The following is a 3,969-nucleotide window of genomic DNA, read 5'->3' on the forward strand; positions in this document are numbered from 1 at the left end:
CCTAAAGATATTGGAAATTTAACAGCTACATTAAAAACGGACCCCGTACAAGCATAAATAACCTCACCTCTGGTTAAGATATTTACTCACATATTGAATTATTTTGATATTTAAATTTATTTTCTCTAGCCAGAGATTTTCAGCTAAAGCAAGGCGAATTTACGCGTCAATAGCTGGCCTATTGCAAGTAAATTCAACGCAGTTAGCGCTGAAAATAGCTGCTTGAGATAGATTTATTATCCAGGGTTCAAGTTATTTAGATAGTTACTTAACCAATTAAAGGCCAGCTGCTGCGCGAAGTGCGTCAGCTTTATCTGTACGTTCCCAAGGGAATTCGTCACGACCAAAGTGGCCATAAGCCGCTGTAGGAAGGTAGATAGGGCGCTCTAAATCAAGCATTTGAATTAAGCCGTAAGGACGTAAGTCAAAGTGTTCACGAATAAGCTCGATTAAACGGCTTTCTTCTAGCTTGCTTGTACCAAACGTTTCAACGCTGATAGAAGTAGGCTCTGCAACACCAATTGCGTAAGAAACTTGTAGCTCACACTTGTCAGCAAGACCAGCAGCAACAATGTTTTTAGCAACGTAACGTGCAGCGTATGCTGCGCTACGGTCAACTTTTGATGGATCTTTACCAGAGAAAGCACCACCACCGTGACGAGCCATACCACCGTATGTATCTACAATGATTTTACGACCTGTTAAACCACAATCGCCCATTGGTCCGCCAATTACAAAACGACCTGTTGGGTTAATGAAAAACTTAGTCGCGCTTGTAATAAGCTCTGCAGGAAGTACTGGCTTGATGATAGTTTCCATCACCGCTTCTACTAAATCAGCTTGAGAAATGTCTTCGCTGTGCTGAGTAGACAGTACAACAGCATCAATACCTACTGGCTTGCCGTTTTCGTATGCAAAAGTAACTTGAGATTTTGCATCTGGACGTAACCAGTTAAGCTCGCCGCTTTTACGAACCTCAGCTTGGCGCTGTACTAAACGGTGTGAGTAAGTAATTGGAGCAGGCATTAGTACTTCTGTTTCGTTACATGCGTAACCAAACATTAAGCCTTGATCGCCCGCGCCTTGCTCTTCTGGGCTAGTACGGTCAACACCTTGGTTAATGTCAGGAGACTGTTTACCAATAGTGTTTAAAATTGCACATGAATCGGCATCAAAACCCATGTCTGAATTTGTGTAGCCAATGTCACGAATTGTTTTACGTGTAATTTCTTCGATATCAACCCATGCGCTAGTAGTGATTTCACCACCAACCATAACCATACCGGTTTTCACGTAAGTTTCACACGCTACGCGGGCATGAGAGTCTTGCTCTAGGATAGCATCAAGTACCGCATCAGAGATTTGATCGGCGATTTTATCCGGATGACCTTCAGAAACAGATTCAGAAGTAAATAAATGTTTTGCCATTGTATTTCTGCTCACAAATATTGCGCTTCACAAACGTCGGTATTAGCGCTAAAAAATTAAGGGGCGTATTTTATCGAAAACAAAACACCTTGCATAGTGTTTTTACGCCTAGACGTCTAAATAAAATAACTAATATCATTATGGTCTTAAAAAATATTCATAATAGCTCCTTTTATAGGGTTTTTAATTGCACACAGCCCCCACAATAAGTAAGAATAGATGTATTACAGTGTCCAAGTTACTTGGATGCATAAACGAATACATTAATACCCGTGCAAATACACATAAAGGTAGGAGAATTCATGCCATCTCGCAAAGAACTTGCAAATGCTATTCGCGTCTTGTCAATGGACGCAGTACAAAAGGCCAAATCTGGCCACCCTGGAGCCCCAATGGGCATGGCCGATATCGCAGAAGTATTATGGCGCGATTATTTAAAACATAACCCAACCAATCCAGAGTGGGCTGACCGAGATCGATTTATACTATCGAACGGCCACGGTTCAATGCTTATCTATTCTCTATTGCACCTAAGTGGTTACGACTTACCACTGGACGAAATTAAAAACTTCCGTCAAATGCATTCAAAAACACCCGGTCACCCTGAATATGGTTATGCACCAGGAATCGAAACTACTACGGGTCCATTAGGTCAAGGGATCACAAATGCTGTAGGTATGGCAATTGCTGAAAAAGCACTCGCTGCACAGTTTAACCGTGAAGGTCACGATATAGTTGATCATTTTACCTATGCATTTATGGGCGATGGCTGCCTAATGGAAGGTATTTCTCATGAAGCGGGTTCACTTGCAGGCACATTAGGCCTAGGTAAACTTGTTGCATTTTGGGATGATAACGGCATTTCAATCGATGGCGAAGTAGAAGGTTGGTTTACTGATGATACGCCAGCTCGTTTTAAAGCCTACGGTTGGCATGTAATTAGTGGTGTTGATGGTCACGACAGTGATGCAGTAAGTGCTGCAATTACAGAAGCAAAAAGCGTTACCGATAAGCCATCACTAATTTGTTGTAAAACAATTATTGGTTACGGTTCACCTAATAAGTCTGGTAGCCACGATTGTCACGGTGCACCACTAGGTGATGATGAAATTAAAGCGTCTCGCGAATTCTTAGGTTGGACTGGCGATGCGTTCGAAATTCCTGATGATATTTACGCACAATGGGATAGCAAAGAAAAAGGTCAGCAGCTTGAATCAAGCTGGGACGAAAAATTTGCAGCATACGCAAAAGCATACCCAGAGCTTGCGGCTGAATACAAGCGTCGTATTAATAACGAACTGCCTGGCGATTGGGCTGAAAAATCTCAAGCGTACATTGAGCAATTACAAGCAAACCCTGCAAACCCAGCGTCTCGTAAAGCATCGCAAAATGCATTAAACGCATTTGGTCCGTTATTACCAGAATTTATGGGTGGCTCAGCTGATTTAGCAGGCTCAAACTTAACAATTTGGGATGGTTCTAAAGGTTTAACACACGACGATGCAAGCGGTAACTACATTTACTACGGTGTACGTGAGTTTGGTATGTCGGCAATTATGAATGGTATTGCCCTTCATAAAGGCTTTATTCCTTACGGTGCTACGTTCTTAATGTTTGTTGAGTATGCAAAAAATGCCGTACGTATGGCTGCATTAATGAAGCAACCAAGCATTTTTGTATACACGCACGATTCAATCGGTTTAGGTGAAGATGGTCCAACTCACCAACCAGTAGAGCAAATTGCAAGCATGCGTTTAACGCCTAACTTATACAACTGGCGCCCATGTGACCAAGTTGAGTCGGCAATTGCATGGCAACAAGCTATTGAGCGTAAAGACGGTCCTACATCGTTAATCTTTACTCGCCAAGGTCTTGAGCAACAAGCACGTGACGCACAGCAATTAGCAGACGTTAAAAAGGGTGGTTACATCCTTAGCTGTGACGGCAACCCAGAGATTATCTTTATTGCGACGGGCTCTGAAGTGCAGCTAGCACAAGATTCAGCAACTGAGCTACGCAGCCAAGGTAAAAAGGTACGTGTTGTATCTATGCCATGTACTGATGCCTTTGAAGATCAAAGCGCAGCATACAAAGAAAGCGTATTACCGGCATCTGTTTCACGCCGCGTAGCAGTAGAAGCGGGTATTGCTGACTACTGGTACAAGTACGTAGGCTTAAATGGCGCAGTAGTAGGTATGACGACCTTTGGTGAGTCAGCACCAGCTAATGAGCTGTTTGAGCACTTTGGTTTTACAGTGGCAAACATTGTAAGCAAAGCAAACGAGCTTTTTTAAACGTTAGTTTTAGAGTTTAAAAGCCCGCCCTGTGTAAAACAGGGTGGGCTTTTTTGTTTATAGGTCGTGCTTTAGCGCGTTATACCAATCTGCTTATATATGGGGTCTATTTAACGTTAAGAAAATTACGCTAGAACTAGGCAAAAATTTTTGTATCTAGTTGTTCTAAATAAAAAATTTTTAACGACGTTATAGTGAAATTTAATTCGTTAAATTGATCAAAGATTTATGCAGGTTGGTATTATAC

At 42.0% G+C, this 3,969-nt stretch carries 2 protein-coding genes; one reads left to right on the forward strand and one right to left on the reverse strand.

All coding sequences use genetic code 11. The features are described 5' to 3' along the window. Positions 1-276: 276 nt before the first annotated feature. Positions 277-1,428, reverse strand: a complete 1,152-nt coding sequence (metK, locus tag CWB66_RS20885; RefSeq protein WP_138586947.1) for a methionine adenosyltransferase — start codon at positions 1,426-1,428, stop codon at positions 277-279. Positions 1,429-1,730: 302 nt separating this feature from the next. On the opposite strand from metK, the gene tkt reads away from it, so the two are divergent. Further along, positions 1,731-3,722: a transketolase gene (tkt, locus tag CWB66_RS20890; RefSeq protein ID WP_138586948.1), complete on the forward strand. Its 1,992-nt coding sequence runs from the start codon at positions 1,731-1,733 to the stop codon at positions 3,720-3,722. The last annotated feature ends 247 nt before the right edge of the window (positions 3,723-3,969 follow it).

The organism is Pseudoalteromonas sp. S558, from assembly GCF_005886635.1.
GTDB lineage: Bacteria > Pseudomonadota > Gammaproteobacteria > Enterobacterales > Alteromonadaceae > Pseudoalteromonas > Pseudoalteromonas aliena.

What these genes read in the sequence shown, in the direction of transcription:
- tkt (WP_138586948.1), top strand. Translation starts at nt 1,731, where the DNA reads ATGCCATCTCGCAAAGAACTTGCAAATGCTATTCGCGTCTTGTCAATG.
- metK (WP_138586947.1), bottom strand. Translation starts at nt 1,428, where the DNA reads ATGGCAAAACATTTATTTACTTCTGAATCTGTTTCTGAAGGTCATCCG.